This is a genomic window from Herbaspirillum sp. ST 5-3 (genome assembly GCF_004804275.1).
Classification (GTDB): Bacteria; Pseudomonadota; Gammaproteobacteria; order Burkholderiales; family Burkholderiaceae_D; genus Noviherbaspirillum.
Window position 1 is genome coordinate 330,075 of record NZ_STGI01000005.1, and the last position, 14,237, is coordinate 344,311.

Below are 14,237 nucleotides of genomic sequence, written 5' to 3' on the forward strand. Positions count from 1 at the left end.
TTTCGGCAACATTGAGGAGACTGAATGCTGCACATTGTCGATGACGAAGAAGTCATTCGTGATTCGCTCACGTGGCTCGCGCGTTCGCGTTCGATCCCGGCTACCGGCTATGAAAGCGGCACGGCATTCCTGTCCGCGCTGGATCGCGCCGCCGGCTTCGATCCGCAAGGCGAGTGCGTGCTGCTCGACGTGCGCATGCCCGACATCAGCGGCGCAGCCCTGTTCGACACACTCACGGCGCGCGGCCTGACCAAACGAATGCCGGTAATCTTTCTGACCGGACACGGCGATGTGCCGATGGCGGTCGACACCTTGAAACGCGGCGCCTTCGATTTCTTCGAAAAACCCTTCAACGACAACAAGCTGATGGATCGCGTGCAGGAAGCGCTCGCCGCATCCATGGAGGCCGGCGCCGCCGACGAAATCCAGTCGCGCCTCGCAACGCTGTCGATCCGCGAACGCGAAGTCCTCGACCTGATCCTGGCCGGCAAGATGAACAAGGTCATCGCGGATGAGCTCGGCATCAGCATGCGCACGGTCGAAGTGCACCGCGCGCACATCTTCGACAAGATGAATGTGAAGACGGCGGTGGAGCTGGCGCGGCTGCTGAAATAAGCGAACACGCCGTTCACCGAAATTCTGAGGGACGCGGCACAACCTACGGCCGCTCTACGAGTTATCACTTACGGCAACAAATGGCGAACCCCGGTACCATGGCGTTTTTCCGTGGTCTCCTGCGTGCCGCTTCATGTCGATTGTAACGATCCTCTTCCCTGATTTCGCGCTGATCCTGCTCGGCTTCCTGCTGATGCGCTTCACCAATTGGGGACCGCAGTTCTGGAGCGGCCTCGAAAAGCTGATCTACTTTTTCCTGTTCCCCGCGCTGTTGTTCTATTCCACCGCGCGCACGCCTTTCGATTTCGGCAGCACCGGAAAGATGCTTCAGGTCGCGCTGATTTCCGTCGTTTGCGGCATCGCCCTGGGCTGGCTCGCCAAACCGCTGTTCCGCAGCCCGCCGATGATGTTCGAATCCGGCGTGCAAACTGCATTTCGTTTCAATTCCTACATCGCGCTCGCCATCGCCTCGCGCCTGGCCGGCGAACAGGGCACCTCGCTGATGGCGCTGATCATCGGTTTCGCGGTCCCGATCTGCAACATGGCGGCGGTCCATGCACTGGTCCACAAGAGCGGCGGCCTGCTGCTGGAACTGGCGAAAAATCCGCTGCTCATCGCCACCGCCTCCGGCATGGCATTCAATCTGCTGGGCTTGCCGCTGCCCGAAGTCATCGGTGCCACGCTGTCGCGCATGTCCAACGCCTCGATCGCGGTCGGCCTGATCACGGTCGGCGCAGGCTTGCGTCTGTCGGGACTGCATGAAGCAAAAGGACTGGCTTCCTATTTCCTCGCCGTCAAACTGCTCGCGCTGCCCGCCATCAGTTACGCATTGGGACGCTGGATGGGTCTGCCGCCCCTGCAACTGCAAATCGCAGTCATGTTCTGCGCCTTGCCGACCGCATCCAGCGCCTACGTGCTGGCCGCGCGCATGGGCGGCAACGGCCCTTTCGTCGCTTTCCTGATTTCCGCCGGCACCGCTCTGTCGGTCCTGACCCTACCGATCTGGCTGAGCCTGGCCCGCTGACGCCGCCGCGTGCTGCGCGAGCGCCCAGGCAACATGCTCGCGCACCAGTTCGGAGGGGTGATTTGCGCGCGACTGCAAGGCGGCGACAATCGGCGCGGCGTTCGGCGTCTGACGCAATGCGTTACCCAAGCCCACCGCGATATTTCTCAGCCAGCGCTCATGCCCGATGCGTCGTATCGGGCTGCCTTCCAGCCTGCGGTTGAAGTCGTCCTCTTCCCAGGCGAACAGCTCGACCAGCGTCGCATTGTCCAGCCCGTTGCGCACGTCGAAATCAGGCAGGCTGGCGCGCTCGGCGAACTTGTTCCAGGGGCAGACCAGTTGGCAGTCGTCGCAGCCGTACACGCGATTGCCGATCAGCGGCCGTAGCTCCTCCGGAATACTACCCTTCAGTTCAATCGTGAGATAGGAAATGCAACGCCGCGCATCCAAACGGTAAGGACCGAGGATGGCCTGCGTCGGACAGACATCGATGCAGGCGCGGCATTGTCCGCAATGCGCGCCTCCCGGCTCATCCACCGGCAGCGGCAGGTCGGTATACAGTTCGCCGAGAAAAAACATGGATCCGGCCTGGCGATTGAGCAGCAAGGTATGCTTTCCGCGCCAGCCGATGCCGGATTTCTGCGCCAGCTCGACCTCCAGCACCGGTGCCGAATCCGTGAATACGCGAAAACCGAAGTCGCCGATTTCGCCGCGAATGCGATCGGCAAGCTGCTGCAGCCGCGCGCGCAAGACCTTGTGGTAATCCCGGCCACGTGCGTAGACCGAAATGGCGGCATTCTGCGGGTCGGCATTGCGCGCCTCTTCCCGGTCGCGCCACCCATCGCCCGCATCCTGCGGCAGATAATTCATGCGCGCGGTGATGATGCGTATCGTGCCCGGCACAAGTTCCGGCGGCCGGGCGCGCTTCATGCCGTGCGCTGCCATATAATCCATGTCGCCATGATGACCTGCAGCCAGCCAGGCTTGCAGACCCGGCTCCGCATGCGACAGATCGACATCCGCTATCCCGATTTCCGCAAAGCCCAGTTCGCGGCCCCACGCCTTGATCGCCAGCGCGAGAGTAGATAAATTGCTATCGGGGAAAGTCATGACAAAACTCTTTGCGGTGCGCGCGACATCATGGTGCCGCGCCCGCACCTGACAGGATAAAGAACCCATTTTACGAGATGCAGCACTTTCAGACTCACCTGCATGACGAAGAAGGCACGGCTGCGCTGGGCGCCGCGATGGCGCGTGCGCTGGCGCCGGGCCTCACCATCTACCTGCATGGCGACCTCGGTGCCGGCAAGACCGCGCTGACGCGCGCCATGCTGCACGCCGCCGGTCACGCCGGCCACGTCAAAAGCCCGACCTACACCCTGGCCGAGCCCTACGCCGTCCTGCTCGGCGGCCGCCAGGTCGAGGTTATTCACTTCGACTTGTACCGCTTGGCCGGCCCCGAAGAATTTCTGGACGCCGGATTTCGCGAATACTTCAATGAAAACACTGTCTGCGTGATCGAATGGCCGGAAAAAGCGGCCGGTGTGTTGCCCGCGCCAGACATCGAGGTGCATTTGAGCATCTCCGGCGACGGACGTGATATAGAATTACAAGGCTTGTCCGATCAAGGTTGTCAATGTCTCGACCGTCTGAAATTCGCACCGAACCTGTGAAGTCCGCTGCGACGTCCAGGACGCGCCGCACCGTTCTCAAGGCCGGCGGAACGCTGCTTCTTTCCGTTTTTGCTCCGCTGCCCGCGCGTGCCGCGCAAATCCTCGCAGTCCGCGTCTGGCCGGCGGAGGACTACACGCGCGTCACGCTGGAGAACGACAGCAATCTCAAGACCAGCCACTTCATCGTCAAGGATCCGGAACGGCTGGTGGTCGACATCGAGGGCCTGGAGCTCAATCCAACCCTCAAGCAACTGGTCGCCAAGATCGAACCCAACGATCCCTACATCAAGCAAGTGCGCGTCGGCCAGAACCGGCCCAATGTGGTCCGCCTGGTGTTCGACCTGAAGGAAGAAATCAACCCGCAAGTCTTCACGCTGGCACCCATCGGCGAATACAAGCACCGGCTGATTTTCGATCTGTACCCGGTCAATCCGCCGGACCCGATCGCCGCGCTGATCGCCAAGGGCGAGTGGGCCGGCGAACAGTCGGCCGAACCCATTCCGCCCGCACCCGATCTCAAGGCCGAGCAGAAACCTGCCGCGCCCAAAGTGCCGCAAGCGGACATCCAGACCGCCAAAATCGATCCCCGCGATGACAAGCCGGCGATATTGACGCGCATGATCACCATCGCACTCGACCCCGGCCACGGCGGCGAAGATCCGGGAGCGATCGGCCGCGCAGGCAGCCGCGAAAAGGATGTGGTGCTGTCGATCGCCAAGCGCCTCAAGAACAAGATCGAAGGCCAGGCCAATATGCGCGTCATGCTCACGCGCGACGCCGACTATTTCGTGCCCTTGCACGTGCGGGTGCAGAAGGCGCGCAAGGTGCAGGCCGACCTGTTCGTATCGATCCACGCCGACGCCTGGATCGAGTCGACCGCGCGCGGCTCATCGGTATTCGTCTTGTCCGAAAAAGGCGCATCGTCCACCGCCGCGCGCTGGCTGGCGAACAAGGAGAACGCGGCCGACCTGATCGGCGGCGTCAATATCAAGGGGCATGACCGGCAGCTCGCCAGCGTCCTGCTGGACCTGTCCACGACCGCGCAGATCAACGACAGCCTCAAGCTGGCCAAGGCCGTGCTCGGGGAAATCGGCGGCATCAACCGCCTGCACAAGGCAGGGGTCGAGCAGGCCGGTTTTGCCGTTCTGAAGGCGCCGGACATCCCCAGCATCCTGATCGAGACCGCGTTCATCTCCAATCCGGAAGAGGAAGCCAAGCTGAGCGACGACGCCTATCAGGACCAAATGGCGGATGCCGTGCTGAAGGGAATCAGAAAGTACTTTGCCAAGAATCCGCCGCTGGCGAAGAACCGGATGATGTAATCGGACGGCGCCTTTGCGCCTGAACCGGAAATTTGTGCACTGCCGCAACGACCACGGTCGATGCAACACGATATCGCATTCCGGCAAAGACTCTGCTACTCTTTTATTGCGGGCCGGAAATTATTTATTCGGTTCCGGGTTTCCCCTGCGCGTCTGTGGAAAGCCAGGCACCAGACCAATCTCGACAAGGACAAGCGACATGACGCAAACCACAACGGCCAATACCGCAACGAATATCCTGGAGAACGATCTCTCCACCAACGAATTCCTCGCCTTCACCCTCGGCCGGGAGGAATACGGCATCCATATCCTGAAGGTGCAGGAATTGCGCGGTTACGAAGAACCGACCCGCATCGCCAACGCGCCGGAATTCATCAAGGGCGTTGTCAATCTGCGCGGCATCATCGTGCCGATCATCGACATGCGCATCAAGTTCAATCTGGGGACGCCGACCTACGACCAGTTCACGGTCGTCATCATCCTTAACATTGGCGGACGCATCGTCGGCATGGTGGTTGACAGCGTATCGGACGTGATCACGCTGTCGCCCGAGCAGGTGAAACCGGCCCCGGAAATGGGGACGGCGCTCAATACCGACTATCTCATCGGACTGGGAACGGTCGATCAGCGCATGCTGATCCTGGTTGACATCGACAAGCTCATGTCCAGCGCGGAAATGGGCCTGATCGACAAGATTTCTTCCTGAGCGATACAGCCGCAAGAAAAGCCGTCCCGGCGGACAGCCTTCGCTTGTCCGCCGACAGTCTCAGGCCCTTACTTCCACACCCTTCGCGACAGCTTCCACAGTCCTCCCAGCGCGACCGGAATGACTGCGGCACCAACGCCGATCAACACGATGGTGTTCAGATGATCCCGAATGATCGGGATGTTGCCGAAGAAGTAGCCGGCAGCCACCAGCCCGACCACCCATGCTGCAGCGCCGACAATATTGAAGAACTGGAATCTGGCGAAGGTCATCTCCGACACGCCGGCCACAAACGGTGCGAAGGTGCGCACCACCGGAATGAAGCGCGCCAGGATGATCGTCTTGCCGCCGTGATTTTCGTAGAACGCGTGTGTCTTGCGCAGGGCATCCTTGTCGAGCCATCGGTAATCGTGCGTAAACACCTTGTGCCCGATGGCGCTGCCGACCCAGTAGTTGACCGTATTGCCGCTCACCGCCGCGATAATCAACAACAGCATCAAGACCCACTCGTTCATTGCGCCGGTCGCGCAAAACGCACCGCCGATGAATAGCAGGGAATCGCCCGGCAGGAAAGGCAGCACCACCAGTCCCGTCTCGCAAAATACGATGGCAAACAACATGGCATAGACCATCGTGCCGTACTGCGCGATGACCTGGCCGAGATATTTATCGACATGCAAGATCATGTCGAAGAATTGCATGAAGTCCATTGACGCTCCGATGAAAGATGGCCCGCATCATACACCGGCGCTTTGCCGGACATAAAGAGATGGAACAAAGTCTTGCACAATTCCGCAATCCGCTCGCGCCGGTGCATCGTTAGGGCGTGTCCGCGCAGCGTTATAATCCTTCCATGAACGCCCCGCACCTGCCCGCCCGCCCGATCCAGGCACTTTCCGACCAGCTCATTTCGCAAATCGCCGCCGGCGAAGTTGTCGATCGTCCGTCCGCCGTGGTGAAGGAATTGCTCGAGAACGCGCTCGATGCCGGCGCAACCCAGATCACGGTGCGACTGGAAGAAGGCGGCGTCAAGCGCATCGCAATTACCGACAACGGACGCGGCATCCCGCCGGAACAGATGCCGCTCGCGCTGGCGCGGCACGCGACCTCCAAGATCGCATCGCTGAATGACCTTGAAAACGTCAACACCCTCGGGTTCCGCGGTGAAGCACTGGCATCGATCGCCTCCGTCGCGCAATTGACGCTGACCTCCCGCACCGCCACTGCGGCGCATGCATGGGAAATCTCCGGCAGCCAGACCGGCCAGGTCGTCCCCTCTTCCGGCGCGCAAGGCACCACGGTCGACGTGCGCGATCTGTATTTCAACACGCCTGCACGCCGCAAGTTCCTGAAGTCGGAGCAAACCGAATTCGGGCATTGCGCCGAAGTCGTGCGCCGCATCGCCTTGTCGCGCCCCGACGTCGCGTTTTCGCTGTCGCATAATGGCAAGACAGTCGACCACTGGAATGTCAGCGAAGTGGACAGGCGCAGCGCGCATATTCTCGGCAACGAATTCGCGAACGCGCGGCTGCCACTGGAGGAGGCCGCCGGCCCCCTGCGCCTGTACGGCTTTGTCGGCCTGCCGACCGCCTCCAAGGCGCGCGCCGACGCCCAGTATTTCTATGTCAACGGCCGCTTCGTGCGCGACAAGCTGCTCACCCACGCGGTGCGCGCCGCCTATCAGGATGTGCTGCACGGCGACCGCTATCCGTCCTACGTGTTGAGCCTCGATCTCGATCCCGCCCTTGTCGACGTCAACGTGCACCCCTCGAAAATCGAAGTGCGCTTTCGCGACAGTCGCGGTATACATCAATTCGTATTCCATGCGGTCAGCCGCGTGCTGGCGCAGACTTCGGCAACCGCGGCAGGCTCGGCACCCGCGCCCGTGACCGCCCCCTCCGGGACCATCGCATGGATACGCGAACAGCAGCAAACCCGGTTTCCGTCGCAGTTCTCCTCCGATCTCGGTGTCGCGCAAACTACTGCCAGCTACGGCGCATTGTTTGCCGCTTCAAGCACCGAAGAAGTCGCGCCCGCTCCCCTTGCGCAGGTGTTTTCCCCGGCGATGCAAGCACTTCCGGACGACGACTATCCGCTCGGTTTCGCGCTCGCGCAATTGCACGGCATCTACGTGCTGGCGCAAAACCGGAAAGGATTGGTGCTGGTCGACATGCACGCGGCACATGAACGCATTCTCTATGAGCAGTTGAAGAACGCGCTCGACGAAAATGCCATGCATGTGCAGCCGCTGCTCATTCCGGTCACCTTCTATGCCGACCCGGTCGAAGTCGGCACGGCGCAGGAAAACCAGGACGCCTTGCAGGCACTCGGTTTCGACATCAGCGCACTGTCGCCGACCACGCTCGCGGTGCGCGCCATTCCGGCATTGCTGAAGAACGCCGACGCACAAACGCTGGCGCGCGACGTATTGCGCGACGTGCGCGAATTCGGCGGCTCGCGCGTGCTGGTCGAGCGCCGCAACGAACTGCTTGGCACCTTGGCATGCCACACCGCCGTGCGCGCCAACCGTGCACTGACGCTGCCTGAAATGAATGCGCTGCTGCGCCAGATGGAAGCGACCGAACGCGCGGACCAATGCAACCACGGCCGTCCGACCTGGGTGCAACTTGCATTGTCCGATCTCGACAAGCTCTTCCTGCGCGGACAATGAGCTCCACGCAAAAACCGCTCGCAATAGCGATCATGGGACCGACCGCGTCCGGCAAGACCGCCGCTGCCATGGAAATTGCGCGGCACATTCCCGCGGAAGTGATCTCGGTCGATTCCGCGCTGGTATACCGCGGCATGGATATCGGCACCGCCAAACCGACTCCCGCCGAGCGGGCGGAAGTACCGCACCACCTGATCGACATCCTCGATCCGCTCGACGCCTACTCCGCAATGCAATTCCGCGAAGATGCGCTGCGGCTGGTTGCCGATATTGCACTACGCGGCAAATTACCGCTGCTGGTCGGCGGCACCATGTTGTATTTCAAGGTTCTGCGCGAGGGACTCGACGTGCTGCCGCAGGCCGACCCGGAAGTGCGTGCCCGTCTCGACGCCGAAGCCGCCCGGATAGGCATGCCTGCGATGCACGCCAGACTCGCGGCCCTCGATCCCGCAACCGCGGAACGCTTGAAACCGAACGACGCGCAGCGCATTCAGCGCGCACTGGAAATCATCGAATTGACTGGACGCCCGATGTCTGCACTGTTGGCGAAGGCACCGAAAACCGAATTGCCTTTCCAGTTGCTCCCCTTATCGATGGAGCCGTCGGATCGCAGCGTGCTCCACGCACGCATTGCGGCCCGATTCGATGCAATGCTTAACGCTTCCGACGGCGGTTTGCTGGAAGAAGTCCGCTCCCTGCGTGCGCGCGGCGACTTGCATCTAGGCCTGCCGTCGATGCGCTGCGTCGGCTACCGGCAGGCATGGGAATACCTCGACGGCGCGTACGATATGAGCAGTCTGCGCGAAAAAGGAATCGCCGCGACCAGACAGCTGGCAAAGCGTCAACTGACCTGGCTGCGCGCCATGCAAGACCGGATCGTCGTCGACTGCATCGCGCCCGACGCTGCCGGACAAGTACTTCGGCATGTCTGCCGCGCACTAAACCGCGAATGATGTGCGGACCGGCAAAAAACCGGCTTAAGCCATCTTGACAGCCGTTACTGAACACAGCATAATTTAGGGCTATTTTGGTGATATAGCTCAGCTGGTTAGAGCACAGCACTCATAATGCTGGGGTCGGTGGTTCAAGTCCACCTATCACCACCAAATACATGTTTTTGGGAATCCAAGGACATCCAAAAACCCGCATCTCTCCCAGTGAGAATGCGGGTTTTTCGTTTTTCTACGTCCAGTCAAGTTCGTTGACATCCGGTATTTTTGGGGGCAGGCTTGGGGTCATGCCCTTAAAAACAAGAACAGGATGCCCCCAAAATGCCGAAACTGGTCGCGCCCCTGACTGACGCCCAAATCAAGAACGCAAAATCTAAGGCTACCTCTTACAAGCTATCGGATGGCGGCGGCCTGTATCTAGAAGTGATGCCGACCGGCGCAAAACTCTGGCGCTTGAAATTCAAACGGTTGAACGGCAAGGAAAGTCGCCTTGCACTTGGCCGATATCCCGAAGTTTCCCTTACTGAGGCAAGAGAAAAGCGCTTGGCAGCGCGTAAGCTGGCAGGCGAAGGCATTGACCTTGCCGACCATCGAGACGCCCAAAAGGCAGCAAAGGCGACTCAAGCGGCGAACAATTTTGAAGCTGTCGCGCGCGAATGGCTTGCCAATAACAAGGACGGATGGGCGGCAAGCCATCATGACAAGATTTTGGGCCGATTTGAGAACGACGTATTTCCATACTTGGGCGACAAGCCAATTGCGACGATCACCGCGCCCGAACTGCTGACCGTAATACGGCGGATCGAAGGCCGGGGCGTTCTGGAAACCGCACACCGCGCGCTGGCGAACTGCGGTCAGGTATTCCGGTATGCAGTTGCAACAGGCCGTGCCGAACGCGATCCTTCGCGCGATCTCAGGGGAGCGCTCCCATCGGTCAAGAGCCGCCGAACTCATTTCGCGGCGGTCACAGACCCCAAACAGGTCGGCACACTCTTGCGCGCGCTTGATGGCTATCGAGGCACGCCTACCGTGCAAGCCGCCCTGAAACTCGCACCTTTGATCTTTGTGCGCCCCGGCGAACTTCGCAAAGCCGAGTGGGCCGACATTGACCTTGACGCGGCGGAGTGGCGCTACACCGTTACCAAGACCAAGACCCCGCACGTCGTCCCCCTGTCACAGCAAGCGGTCGCGGTTCTGCGAGAGCTATATCCACTGACCGGACGAGGCCGCTACGTTTTTCCAAGTCCGCAATCCGGCGAACGCCCAATGAGTGACAACGCCGTCCTATCTGCAATGCGGCGTATGGGAATTGGCAATGACGAAATGAGCGGGCATGGCTTTAGGGCAATGGCTCGCACCATTCTCGGCGAGGAACTTGGTTTCCGGCCTGACTTTATCGAACACCAACTCGCGCACGCTGTGAAAGACCCAAATGGACGTGCATACAACCGCACTTCGCACCTTGCAGAGCGGCGCAAGATGATGCAAGCGTGGGCGGACTATTTGGACATTCTCAAATCAGCCGGTAACGTGGTTGCGGCCAATTTCGGGAAAGCAGCATGAGCAATAGCGACAAGGCAGCGAAGGAAATAGCAATTGATTTGGACAAACTCCGTCACATTGCTGAGAAAGCAAAGCTCAAATATCGCTACGACGAGAAAATCGAGCAACTTGAAGATGCATTGACCGCTGAAATACGTCGCCGCAACCACGAAAAAGCGCAGCATGACCGTGAAATTGAATTGATAACGAGAGTAAAGGAGTCGCCGTTACCCTCGGCCTTGCCAGTTATTGGTAAGCGTATCGGAAGAGACGCTCTTGACGCCGTCATCGACACTGCACTTCGGCATGCGGTCGAGCCGACCAATTATCACAGCGTCTTCGCAGAGATGGGCAAATTAGCGGCCGCTTCGAATAGACCGGCACCATTGCTTGGCCCCGCCTCCCGAGCGGGCATACCCTACCAAAAGGCAAATGGCGTGAGGGAGATTTTCACCCCTCGCGCACTAAAAGGGCGACTTCAAACCCGACTGAAACATCGACCGTAGCCGACGGACGGCGACCGACCGCGTCCAATTCATTGGTCTATTGAACAGACCTCGTTACCTTTCACTCATTGTCGAATTCACGAACGGCAATGAACTTTTTTGAAAGGCAATGAACAATGAACGATGACGCAGTATTGCAGTTTCCTACGACCAGTTGCACCGTCCTTCGTCTTCCTCGGGTCAAAGATCGGACAGGACTGAGCCGCTCTGGCATCTATGACGGGGTGAAAAAAGGAACTTTTCCTGCACCAATCAAGTTGGGAGAGCGCGCCGTAGGCTGGCTTTCGATTGACATCGACAGATGGCTGGAAGATCGCGTCGTGGCATCGCGCAGGGAGGCAGCATGATTTGCAACCGTGCTTGGCTCTCGCTCGAAAACTTCTACGCGGTCGATGCGGAAACCGTCCGCCAAACGCTCGCAGAATCCGAAATCTCGCACTCCATTGCCCTCGCTGACCGCGTCGTAGCCCATCATGGCATGCGCTTCCGCGAACCCATCGTCATCGTTGAAATTATCGACCAGCGCGCCGACGAACTGTCTGCAGTTTGGTATGGCGAGGGGAGCAAGCAATGACAATCCAGTTTTCCGACCTCGACGCGCTTCAGAAGCGGATGATTCATCGTCTTGCCGGTGAGGCTGAAGCGATCACATCGACAATCACGGCATCGGCCAAAAACCCCGGCGAGCTGTGGGAGGCAGTCGCGTTCTTTCGTCATCATCAGAGAGGAACGACAGAACATGCACAACTCGCCGCACGTCTGCGAATGGGACGAACGAGCAGCGAAAGCATCCTGGACGCAATCCAGCGCATTTCGCCCGACTATCGGACGCTCGGACAGCGCATCCTGGACGATGCTCATTCGCCCGCGGAAAACGACGTTGCAAATCGGTGATGCGTTATTCTTCCTCTGCACCTATCGAGGATAGCGGAGAGGGGTTTCGCGCCCTCTCCGCAGTATTCGAAGCGGCATCAGCAGCGACTATCGAAGCCGTCCGGCAGCGATTGGAGTCGATGGGTCGCGAGCATTTGCTCGAACGCTTTCAGGCCGAATTTTTCAATGGTCGAAGGCTTGCGGCATACTTGCTCGCCGATGAATTGATCTCGCGCGAAATTCCTCCATGGGTCTGGCTTGACGGCCAGCCCGAAGGCAAGCACACCCTAGTTCAGCGATGCGATCTAATGCTATTCGATCTGCGATGGTTGAGCCATTGGCACCGAGAACACATTGCCAATTGCAGATACCAACGCTATCGACAGCTCACGTTTTGGACAGAAAAGCGCTTCCTGACTACCGCTGAGTGGATCATTCACAAGGGAAAGCGCCCGGCGTGGAAGATCGTGCGTGCGTTGAGCTTGGCGGACGCACAGCAACTTGATTGCACGCTTTTGCGATCTGCACCAATCAACAGGCGAGCAGCAGCAACTGCTGCAATGAGGGGTCAAGTTTTCCGTGCGCTACAAGATGATGTGGCGTCGATTCGACGAACGAGAACCTTCACCAGCAACGACGCTTTGATCACGCTCTCTCGTCGCCGAAACTTGTGGCTCTGCTCGCGCATGTCGAATAGTCCAACCGAAGTCGCGCGCCGGTATCGTCAACTGACCGGCGAGGAAATCACAAGACAGGTAGCGGCGAAGCAGCTGGCAAAGGTTGACGAGGTGCTGCGTCAAATCAGGATGATTCATGATGCAGAACGGCGATGAAAATGGGGTGACGTATGGCCTTTTCGGGAGCATAGCTCCCGATTGTCTCTGTCACCCCCGCCAAGCCTCATCCCTTAACGATTTTGAGGGGTGACGGGACGAGATGAAATTGGGCAAACTTCCCTTGGAACCTCGTCACCCCTCAACCTTTCAGCGCCTGTCACCCCGTGGCCCATACTTTGCGGACCTAATGCTCAAAAAATGCTGTCAGTTTTCTGGAAAAGCGCAGCATCCAGAGGTTATCCTTGCCATGAGCATGATTACTCGTCCATTGCCGACTAATGCCCAAAACAGAAGGAGCAAAACCGTGTCAATGAAGTGTATTGATCCAAGCTCTCAAGCGCGCCTGTATCACTATCAGTCTTACACGCCCGCGACGCGTGACCGCCTTGAAGAAACCCTCAGGAGTCGGACCATCTACCTCTCGTCCCCAGCTGCATTTAACGACCCTTGGGACTGCCGCCCATGGTTCGACCTCGAAGCCTTAGAAGATCCAAAAATACGAGATCAAACCATCGATTGGTTTATGAAAATTGGAATAAGGACAAAGGCGGCCGACGCACACGAAATGCGGCAAAAGCCGTCGCTCCTGCGCAGTATCGTTGAACAATGTGCGGAGGGAATATGGAACGACATTGATGAGAAATATCGTGTCTACTGCCTCACACCAAAGGACGACGATCTATTAATGTGGTCGCACTATGCGGACAGCCATAGAGGAATTTGTCTTCAATTTGACACTCACCCCTATCCAATATGCAGCGCTTTTGAGGTTTCATATAACGATACTCTTCCTGTCAGCCATATCTCGGAAAGTAGCGAAGATTTCGGATTTAAAGCTCTCCTCGTTAAGGCGATCGCGTGGAAATATGAGAACGAATTTCGAGTGATTGCGCTCGATGCATCTCGTCAAGTGAAGGACTTACCTGTAACCCAGAATAATCGTCTGCATATCGGTGATGACTCACTCGTTGGCATTATCGTCGGATGCCAATGTCCTTACGCAGATGAGATTATTGATATAGTTGGGCGTTACCAACCATCTGTCAAAGTCATTCAAGCCAAGCGGCATCCGCATCGATATGGGATTGGATACGAAACACGTTATCCCGGCCGGTAACAGGTCAATAACCGTTCTTTGACGTTACAGTGACGAATCGCCCAGCTACGCGCGACGCCACAGGCATCTGCAAAGTCTTCTGGCGAAATCCCTGCCTCGCGCCGAAGCACCTTTACTCGTTCGCCAATTTTTTCCCGTAGCGCTTTCACGCCCAAGAATTTGGATCATTGTATGCTGAGTAAACGCGCTCTAATCGTGACGTTTGTGGGAGCGAAGTCTTAGAAAAATGGTCGGTCGTCGATGGCGTAGCGCTATTCAACTATGGCCGCAATTTTGCGAAACCTTATAGATTGGCGCATTTTGTAGGCAAGGTGCATGACCAGCAGGCGGCATTCCAGTTCGGCATTGAAGTAGCCCCCTGAATCTCCGGACCATTGGTATTCCTTAAAATTACGACTAGGAATACTTCTATGGATATGCCTA

16 protein-coding genes and 1 tRNA gene are annotated in these 14,237 nt (G+C 58.5%); 15 read left to right on the plus strand and 2 right to left on the minus strand.

The window, feature by feature from the left end; all coding sequences use genetic code 11:
- The first annotated feature begins 24 nt into the window (after positions 1-24).
- Positions 25-615 carry a response regulator gene (locus tag E6W33_RS12955; RefSeq protein ID WP_136417728.1) on the plus strand — a complete coding sequence of 197 codons (591 nt, stop codon included), beginning with the start codon at positions 25-27 and terminating at the stop codon, positions 613-615.
- A gap of 133 nt (positions 616-748) precedes the next feature.
- Entirely contained in the window at positions 749-1,639 is an 891-nt protein-coding gene (locus tag E6W33_RS12960; RefSeq protein WP_136417729.1) for an AEC family transporter, read from the plus strand.
- Here E6W33_RS12960 and queG read toward each other — a convergent pair.
- Positions 1,610-2,728: a tRNA epoxyqueuosine(34) reductase QueG gene (queG, locus tag E6W33_RS12965; RefSeq protein WP_136417730.1), complete on the minus strand. Its 1,119-nt coding sequence runs from the start codon at positions 2,726-2,728 to the stop codon at positions 1,610-1,612. The two genes, E6W33_RS12960 and queG, sit on opposite strands and share 30 nt — an antisense overlap.
- A gap of 77 nt (positions 2,729-2,805) precedes the next feature.
- Here queG and tsaE point away from each other — a divergent pair, with 77 nt between their 5' ends.
- The 3 genes from tsaE (at position 2,806) to E6W33_RS12980 (ending at position 5,319) form a co-directional block, all read left to right on the plus strand.
- The gene (gene tsaE, locus E6W33_RS12970; RefSeq protein ID WP_136417731.1) at positions 2,806-3,291 is read left to right on the plus strand and encodes a tRNA (adenosine(37)-N6)-threonylcarbamoyltransferase complex ATPase subunit type 1 TsaE; all 486 of its coding nucleotides are present in this window, start codon (positions 2,806-2,808) and stop codon (positions 3,289-3,291) included.
- Positions 3,255-4,613: an N-acetylmuramoyl-L-alanine amidase gene (locus tag E6W33_RS12975; protein ID WP_136417732.1), complete on the plus strand. Its 1,359-nt coding sequence runs from the start codon at positions 3,255-3,257 to the stop codon at positions 4,611-4,613. The genes tsaE and E6W33_RS12975 overlap by 37 nt, the downstream gene beginning before the upstream one ends.
- A 199-nt stretch (positions 4,614-4,812) precedes the next feature.
- A complete protein-coding gene (locus E6W33_RS12980) occupies positions 4,813-5,319 on the plus strand; it encodes a chemotaxis protein CheW (protein ID WP_136417733.1) in 507 nt (168 codons plus the stop codon).
- Positions 5,320-5,387: 68 nt separating this feature from the next.
- Here E6W33_RS12980 and E6W33_RS12985 read toward each other — a convergent pair whose 3' ends face one another.
- Positions 5,388-6,029, minus strand: a complete 642-nt coding sequence (locus tag E6W33_RS12985) for a VTT domain-containing protein (protein WP_136417734.1) — start codon at positions 6,027-6,029, stop codon at positions 5,388-5,390.
- Between the two features lie 143 nt (positions 6,030-6,172).
- Between E6W33_RS12985 and mutL the strand changes: the two genes are divergently transcribed.
- The 10 genes from mutL to E6W33_RS13035 all read left to right on the plus strand — a co-directional run bounded on the left by mutL (position 6,173) and on the right by E6W33_RS13035 (position 13,814).
- Positions 6,173-7,990, plus strand: a complete 1,818-nt coding sequence (gene mutL, locus E6W33_RS12990; RefSeq protein WP_136417735.1) for a DNA mismatch repair endonuclease MutL — start codon at positions 6,173-6,175, stop codon at positions 7,988-7,990.
- Entirely contained in the window at positions 7,987-8,943 is a 957-nt protein-coding gene (miaA, locus tag E6W33_RS12995) for a tRNA (adenosine(37)-N6)-dimethylallyltransferase MiaA (protein WP_136417736.1), read from the plus strand. The genes mutL and miaA overlap by 4 nt, the downstream gene beginning before the upstream one ends.
- Positions 8,944-9,019: 76 nt before the next feature.
- Positions 9,020-9,096: transfer RNA gene (locus E6W33_RS13000), tRNA-Met, on the plus strand.
- A gap of 165 nt (positions 9,097-9,261) precedes the next feature.
- The gene (locus E6W33_RS13005) at positions 9,262-10,503 is read left to right on the plus strand and encodes an integrase arm-type DNA-binding domain-containing protein (RefSeq protein WP_136417737.1); all 1,242 of its coding nucleotides are present in this window, start codon (positions 9,262-9,264) and stop codon (positions 10,501-10,503) included.
- On the plus strand, positions 10,500-10,988 hold the full coding sequence (locus E6W33_RS13010) for a hypothetical protein (protein WP_136417738.1): 489 nt from the start codon (positions 10,500-10,502) through the stop codon (positions 10,986-10,988). The genes E6W33_RS13005 and E6W33_RS13010 overlap by 4 nt, the downstream gene beginning before the upstream one ends.
- Positions 10,989-11,104: 116 nt before the next feature.
- Positions 11,105-11,335 (plus strand): AlpA family transcriptional regulator, encoded by a 231-nt coding sequence (locus tag E6W33_RS13015; protein ID WP_136417739.1) that lies wholly within the window; start codon positions 11,105-11,107, stop codon positions 11,333-11,335.
- On the plus strand, positions 11,332-11,562 hold the full coding sequence (locus E6W33_RS13020; RefSeq protein ID WP_136417740.1) for a hypothetical protein: 231 nt from the start codon (positions 11,332-11,334) through the stop codon (positions 11,560-11,562). Before E6W33_RS13015 ends, E6W33_RS13020 begins: the two co-directional genes overlap by 4 nt.
- Complete coding sequence (locus E6W33_RS13025; protein WP_136417741.1) at positions 11,559-11,882, plus strand: hypothetical protein; 324 nt, start codon at positions 11,559-11,561, stop codon at positions 11,880-11,882. The genes E6W33_RS13020 and E6W33_RS13025 overlap by 4 nt, the downstream gene beginning before the upstream one ends.
- Entirely contained in the window at positions 11,882-12,694 is an 813-nt protein-coding gene (locus tag E6W33_RS13030) for a hypothetical protein (protein ID WP_136417742.1), read from the plus strand. The genes E6W33_RS13025 and E6W33_RS13030 overlap by 1 nt, the downstream gene beginning before the upstream one ends.
- Before the next feature lie 109 nt (positions 12,695-12,803).
- Positions 12,804-13,814 carry a DUF2971 domain-containing protein gene (locus tag E6W33_RS13035; protein WP_168798636.1) on the plus strand — a complete coding sequence of 337 codons (1,011 nt, stop codon included), beginning with the start codon at positions 12,804-12,806 and terminating at the stop codon, positions 13,812-13,814.
- Positions 13,815-14,237: the final 423 nt, after the last annotated feature.

Coding starts and splice junctions, on each gene's coding strand:
- E6W33_RS12955 (WP_136417728.1), top strand. CDS start 25: ATGCTGCACATTGTCGATGACGAAGAAGTCATTCGTGATTCGCTCACG.
- E6W33_RS12960 (WP_136417729.1), top strand. CDS start 749: ATGTCGATTGTAACGATCCTCTTCCCTGATTTCGCGCTGATCCTGCTC.
- queG (WP_136417730.1), bottom strand. CDS start 2,728: ATGACTTTCCCCGATAGCAATTTATCTACTCTCGCGCTGGCGATCAAG.
- tsaE (WP_136417731.1), top strand. CDS start 2,806: ATGCAGCACTTTCAGACTCACCTGCATGACGAAGAAGGCACGGCTGCG.
- E6W33_RS12975 (WP_136417732.1), top strand. CDS start 3,255: ATGTCTCGACCGTCTGAAATTCGCACCGAACCTGTGAAGTCCGCTGCG.
- E6W33_RS12980 (WP_136417733.1), top strand. CDS start 4,813: ATGACGCAAACCACAACGGCCAATACCGCAACGAATATCCTGGAGAAC.
- E6W33_RS12985 (WP_136417734.1), bottom strand. CDS start 6,029: ATGGACTTCATGCAATTCTTCGACATGATCTTGCATGTCGATAAATAT.
- mutL (WP_136417735.1), top strand. CDS start 6,173: ATGAACGCCCCGCACCTGCCCGCCCGCCCGATCCAGGCACTTTCCGAC.
- miaA (WP_136417736.1), top strand. CDS start 7,987: ATGAGCTCCACGCAAAAACCGCTCGCAATAGCGATCATGGGACCGACC.
- E6W33_RS13005 (WP_136417737.1), top strand. CDS start 9,262: ATGCCGAAACTGGTCGCGCCCCTGACTGACGCCCAAATCAAGAACGCA.
- E6W33_RS13010 (WP_136417738.1), top strand. CDS start 10,500: ATGAGCAATAGCGACAAGGCAGCGAAGGAAATAGCAATTGATTTGGAC.
- E6W33_RS13015 (WP_136417739.1), top strand. CDS start 11,105: ATGAACGATGACGCAGTATTGCAGTTTCCTACGACCAGTTGCACCGTC.
- E6W33_RS13020 (WP_136417740.1), top strand. CDS start 11,332: ATGATTTGCAACCGTGCTTGGCTCTCGCTCGAAAACTTCTACGCGGTC.
- E6W33_RS13025 (WP_136417741.1), top strand. CDS start 11,559: ATGACAATCCAGTTTTCCGACCTCGACGCGCTTCAGAAGCGGATGATT.
- E6W33_RS13030 (WP_136417742.1), top strand. CDS start 11,882: ATGCGTTATTCTTCCTCTGCACCTATCGAGGATAGCGGAGAGGGGTTT.